Origin of the sequence: Streptomyces sp. SID5910, assembly GCF_009862125.1 — a bacterium.
Taxonomy (GTDB): domain Bacteria; phylum Actinomycetota; class Actinomycetes; order Streptomycetales; family Streptomycetaceae; genus Streptomyces.
Genome location: NZ_WWHX01000260.1, coordinates 1 through 5149, shown reverse-complemented (window position 1 = coordinate 5149; position 5149 = coordinate 1). Strand labels below are relative to the sequence as shown.

Here is a 5149-nt window from a genome sequence, read left to right as displayed (position 1 = left end):
ATCCGCTGCTGCGCCGGGTCGTGGCCGCCCTCGACGCGGGCCGCCCGGTCGCCGCCACCGCCGACGAACTCGGCGTCGGCGCACGCCTGCTGCACCGCCGCTCGCTGGCCGCCTTCGGCTACGGCCCCAAGACGCTGGCCCGCGTCCTGCGCATGCAACGCGCCCTCGCCCTGGCCCGGGGCGGCACCCCTCTCGCGGAGACGGCCGCCCGGGCCGGGTACGCGGACCAGGCCCATCTGGCGCGGGACGTGCGGGAGTTGGCGGGCGTACCCCCGGGTGAGCTACTGGGCGAGCTACTGGGCCGCCGGCGGTAGCGCGGCGAACAGGTCGACGCCGTTGCCGTCGGGGTCCTGCACGACCGCGTACCGCTGCCCCCAGAAGGCGTCCCAGGGCGCCAGCTCACCGTGGTACCCGGCGCCGGTCAGCTCCGCGTACAGCGCGTCCACCTCGGCGGGCTCGTCGCACAGCAGCGCGAGCGAGGCCCGGGAGCCGGCCGGCGGCTCCCACCCGGGGTGGAAGGAGCGGACGGACTCCTCGGTGTCCAGCAGCAGCCGGATCCCGCCGGGCAGCCCGGCCTCGGCGTGCGGCTGTTTCTCGGCACCCTCGGGGAAGGCGAAAGCGAGCCGGCGGTAGAAGGCGACGGCGGCGGCCATGTCGGAGACGACCAGGCCGATGGCGTTGAATCGTACGGTCATGGGGCCACCGTAGGCGGGGCGGCGGGAGGTGGTCTTGAAGGAATCGGACACCGCGGCCGCCGGGCGGGGACAGCTCAGAAGGTCCTCAAGTTCCTTGCTCCGTACGGCGCGAGGGGCCGACCATGGCGCCATGATCGGAAAACGAGCGGAACTCGAAGTGGTGGTCCTGCGGGACGCGGACGTCATCGCCGCCGGCCTGCGCGACGCGCTCGCCGAGGCGTCCCCGGAGCAGCGGCCCGGGCTGGAGCTGGCCGCCGCCCTGGTGGAGCGCGCGGCCGCCGTGCCCGACACGGCCCTGCGCGCCCGCTGGGTCCACGAGCGCCTCGCCGCCGCCGGGTACGAGGGGCCGCCCGACTCCGTGCGGGCCGTCAAGATCCTGCGCGAGGCGGCCCCCGGCCTCAGCCTGCTGTCGGCCGTCCAGCTGTCCAAGGACGCGGCGGCGCACCGCCCTTGACCCGGCCGCCGCGGCGACGGGACGCCGAGACCCGGGGAACACCTGTGCGGCAGGATGGGCGCATGATGCGTCGCGCGCACGTCCTCCCGCTGTTGCTGCTGCCCCCTCTGCTGCTCACCGCCTGCGGCACGGAGGGGCCGGCCGGCGACCCGGTCGCGGCCGCCGCTTCCGCCGAGGCCTCGGCCGCGGCCGAGAAGGACATCGTCACCCCCAACGAGCTGGAGAACCGGGCCGAGGCCCTCGGCATCGCCCCCGAACTGGTCTACGTCACCAGGACCCCCGACCTCACTCTGGCCCAGCAGTCCGTCGGTGTCGTCGGCGACGACGGCTTCTCCGCCAGTTACGTCGTCGACGCCTCGGGCGCGGCGGTGCGGCTCGCCGTGGACCGGGGTTCGATGACCGAGGACACCTGCCGCGAGCTGCCGGTCGGCGACATGAGCGGCGAGCGGACCGGCTGCGAGCCCGACGCGGGGATGCTGTACCGCACGGGCGGCGGACGCCACGAGTACGCCCTGCCGAAGAACGGCTTCGTGATCCGGCTGACCGCCGACGCGGACGCCGTACCGCGCGCGGTGCTGCGCGAGGCCGCCGACTCCGTGCACCGGCCCGACGCGGCCGAGGCCGCGGCCACCCTTCCCTCGCCCCGGCCCGCCGCCACCGCCCCCGTGGAACGCGGCGACCTGCCCCCGGTGGGCGACGGGGCGCCCGACAACAGCGTGGGCCTGGGCGGCTGAGACACCGGCCGGACACCGGGCCGGAAAAAAAACTTCGCCGGCGATGTCGAGAACCCGCGTCCGGCTCCGTCCCCGGGGTGAACGCGGCCAGAATGGGCCGCACAGCACCGAGGAGAGTCACCATGGCCAAGTACCTGCTGCTCAAGCACTACCGGGGCGCCCCCGCCGCGGTCAACGACGTCCCCATGGACCGGTGGACGCCGGAGGAGATCTCGGACCACATCGGGTACATGAACGACTTCGCGGCGCGGCTGGAGAAGTCCGGCGAGTTCGTCGACGGGCAGGCGCTCGCCCCCGAGGGGACGTGGGTTCGCTACGACGGTGAGGGGCGCCCGCCGGTCACCGACGGCCCGTTCGCCGAGACCAAGGACCTCATCGCCGGCTGGATGGTGATCGACGTCGACAGCTACGAGCGCGCCGTCGAGCTGGCCGGGGAGCTGTCGGCGGCGCCCGGGGCCGGCGGGAAGCCGATCCACGAGTGGCTCGAACTGCGCCCCTTCCTGGTGGCGCCGCCCACCACCGCGGAATGACCCCACGGATGAACGAGGCCCTGCTCCGGAGCCTCACGCCGAGCGTCCTCGGCATCCTCGTCCGCCGCGGAGCCGACTTCGCGGCGGCCGAGGACGCCGTGCAGGAGGCGCTGCTCGAAGCGGTCCGCGTCTGGCCGGACGACCCTCCGCGGGACGCCAAGGGCTGGCTGGTCACCGTGGCCTGGCGCCGGTTCCTCGACGCGACCCGCTCGGACGCCGCCCGGCGCCGGCGTGAGGACCGCGTCGACGAGGAGCCGGCGCCCGGGCCCGCGCCCGCGGTGGACGACACGCTCCAGCTCTACTTCCTGTGCGCCCACCCGTCGCTGACACCGGCGTCGGCGGTGGCGCTCACCCTGCGCGCCGTCGGCGGACTGACCACCCGCCAGATCGCCCAGGCCTACCTGGTGCCCGAGGCGACCATGGCGCAGCGCATCAGCCGGGCCAAGCGCACCGTCTCCGGGGTGCGGTTCGACCGGCCCGGCGACGTCGCCACCGTGCTGCGCGTCCTCTACCTGGTCTTCAACGAGGGCTACTCCGGCGACGTCGACCTCGCCGCCGAGGCCATCCGCCTCACCCGGCAGCTCGCCGCCTCGATCGACCACCCCGAGGTGGCGGGGCTGCTCGCCCTCATGCTGCTCCACCACGCCCGGCGCGCCTCCCGTACCGCACCCGACGGCACTCTGGTGCCGCTCGCGGAGCAGGACCGCTCCCGGTGGGACACCGCGTCCATCGCCGAGGGCGTCGGGATCCTCCAGGCGGCCCTCGCCCGCGACCGCCTCGGCGAGTTCCAGGCGCAGGCCGCCATCGCGGCGCTGCACGCCGACGCGCCCACCGCCGAGGAGACCGACTGGGTGCAGATCGTCGAGTGGTACGACGAGCTGGAGCGTCTGACGGACAGCCCGGTCGTCCGGCTCAACCGCGCGGTGGCCGTCGGTGAGGCCGACGGGCCGCGCGCCGGTCTGGCGGCCCTCGCGGAACTGGACGACGCGCTGCCCCGCCACACCGCGGTGGCCGCCTACCTCCACGAGCGCGACGGCGACCCGGCGACGGCGGCACGCCTGTACGCCGAGGCGGCCCACCAGGCCCCCAGCCTCGCGGAACGCGACTACCTGACCCGCAGGGCCGCCCACCTCAACACCGGCCGCTGACGCCCGACGAGCCTCCCGTCACCCACCGTGACGCCTTGGGGTCCGGTGGGCGGGGGCGCCCCGGTGCCCGGAACATGGGAACGGAGCCGGAATACACCCGGGCGGCGCGACGCTCTGATGGGAGCGGTGCGTGGTGCGGCGGTACGGAAGTACGACGGTGCGACGGCGCGGCGAAGGACTGGTGAGCGCATGACGGCAGGCCGGACGGATCCCGTGGTCAGCACGCCTCACGGAGCGGTACGCGGCAGACGCGAGCAGGGGATCGCCGTGTTCCGCGGCATCCCGTACGCGGCGCCCCCCTTCGGCCCCCGCCGGTTCCGCCCGCCCGTGCCGCCCGAGCCCTGGGACGGCGTGCGCGACGCGGGCTCCTTCGGCCCGACCGCGCCGAAACCGCCGTACTCCGAGGCGTTCGCCCAGTACTTGTCCGACCCGGTGATCCCCGGCGACGACTGCCTCAACCTCAACGTCTGGACGCCGGAGCCGGGCCCCGGAGCGCGTCTGCCCGTCCTGGTGTGGCTGCACGGCGGCGCCCTGACCAGGGGCTCTTCCGCGGTGCCCGTCTACGACGGCCGCACCTTCGCCCGCGACGGCGTGGTCTGCGTGTCGGTCAACTACCGGCTGGGCGTCGAGGGCTACGGGCTGTTCCCGGACGCCCCCGCCAACGCCGGACTGCGCGACCAGATCGCCGCGCTGGAGTGGGTGCGGCACTCCATCGCGGCCTTCGGCGGCGACCCCGACCGGGTGACCGTCGCCGGCCAGTCGGCCGGGGCGATCAGCATTGGCGCCCTCCTCGCCGCCCCGCAGGCCCGCGGCCTGATGCGGCGCGCGGTGCTCCAGAGCGGGGCACCGGAGGCGTCCGACCGCGACAAGGTGCGCCGCATGGTGCGTCGTATGGCCGCCCGGCTGAAGATCCCGGCGACCGCGGAGGCCTTCGCCGCCGCCGACCGCGAGCAGCTGCTGCGTGCCCAGGCCGAGGTGGGGAAGTTCAGCAGCCCCGTGCTCGGCGGCCCCTCCTTCGGCCTCGTCGTCGACGGCGACGTGGTGCCGGGCGACCCCCTTCAGGCGCTCGTCGACGGCGAAGCGTCCCGGGGCGTCGACCTGATGATGGGCTGGACCCGCGACGAGTACCGGCTCTGGCTGGTCCCCGGCGGCCTCCTCGAACGCGTCGACCGGCTCGGCGCCGTCGCCCTGGCGGGCGCGCGGGCCCGCTGCCACTGCGGCAACGAGGTGGTGCGCGGCTACCGCGCCCTGCACCCCGACGCCGGCGTCGCCGAGACCGTCGGCCAGCTCGTCACCGACCATCTGCTGCGCATCCCGCTGCACCGGGTGGCCGACGCGCGGCCCGGCTCGTCCCACGTGTACGAGTTCGCCTGGCCGTCCGGCCTGCCCGGCCTCGGCGCCTGCCACGCCCTGGAGCTGGGCTTCGTCTTCGACTCCGGGGACGGGCCGGACGCGCGCAGGCTCGCGGGCGAGGGGGCTCCGCAGGAGCTGGCCGACGCGATGCACGGGGCGTGGGTCCGGTTCGCCGAGTCCGGGGACCCGGGCTGGCCGGCCTGGGACGCCACGCATCCCGTGCGGGTCTTCGGCG

At 75.5% G+C, this 5149-nt stretch carries 7 protein-coding genes; 6 read left to right on the top strand and 1 reads right to left on the bottom strand.

Translation table 11 applies throughout. The features are described 5' to 3' along the window. Positions 1-314, top strand: a 314-nt coding sequence (locus GTW67_RS09110) for a helix-turn-helix transcriptional regulator (RefSeq protein WP_161164297.1), incomplete at its 5' end; no start/stop codon positions are given. Here GTW67_RS09110 and GTW67_RS09105 read toward each other — a convergent pair. Further along, complete coding sequence (locus GTW67_RS09105) at positions 294-695, bottom strand: VOC family protein (protein WP_202437008.1); 402 nt, start codon at positions 693-695, stop codon at positions 294-296. The two genes, GTW67_RS09110 and GTW67_RS09105, sit on opposite strands and share 21 nt — an antisense overlap. 130 nt (positions 696-825) lie before the next feature. Here GTW67_RS09105 and GTW67_RS09100 point away from each other — a divergent pair, with 130 nt between their 5' ends. From GTW67_RS09100 to GTW67_RS09080, 5 genes are all read left to right on the top strand, one after another. Continuing rightward, on the top strand, positions 826-1149 hold the full coding sequence (locus GTW67_RS09100; protein ID WP_161164296.1) for a hypothetical protein: 324 nt from the start codon (positions 826-828) through the stop codon (positions 1147-1149). Between the two features lie 62 nt (positions 1150-1211). Then, entirely contained in the window at positions 1212-1883 is a 672-nt protein-coding gene (locus GTW67_RS09095; RefSeq protein WP_161164295.1) for a hypothetical protein, read from the top strand. 122 nt (positions 1884-2005) lie between these two features. Next, the gene (locus GTW67_RS09090) at positions 2006-2413 is read left to right on the top strand and encodes a YciI family protein (protein WP_161164294.1); all 408 of its coding nucleotides are present in this window, start codon (positions 2006-2008) and stop codon (positions 2411-2413) included. Then, on the top strand, positions 2410-3561 hold the full coding sequence (locus GTW67_RS09085; protein WP_161164293.1) for an RNA polymerase sigma factor: 1152 nt from the start codon (positions 2410-2412) through the stop codon (positions 3559-3561). Before GTW67_RS09090 ends, GTW67_RS09085 begins: the two co-directional genes overlap by 4 nt. 189 nt (positions 3562-3750) lie before the next feature. Then, positions 3751-5149: carboxylesterase/lipase family protein (locus GTW67_RS09080; RefSeq protein WP_202437007.1), on the top strand; the 1399-nt coding region annotated here is incomplete at its 3' end.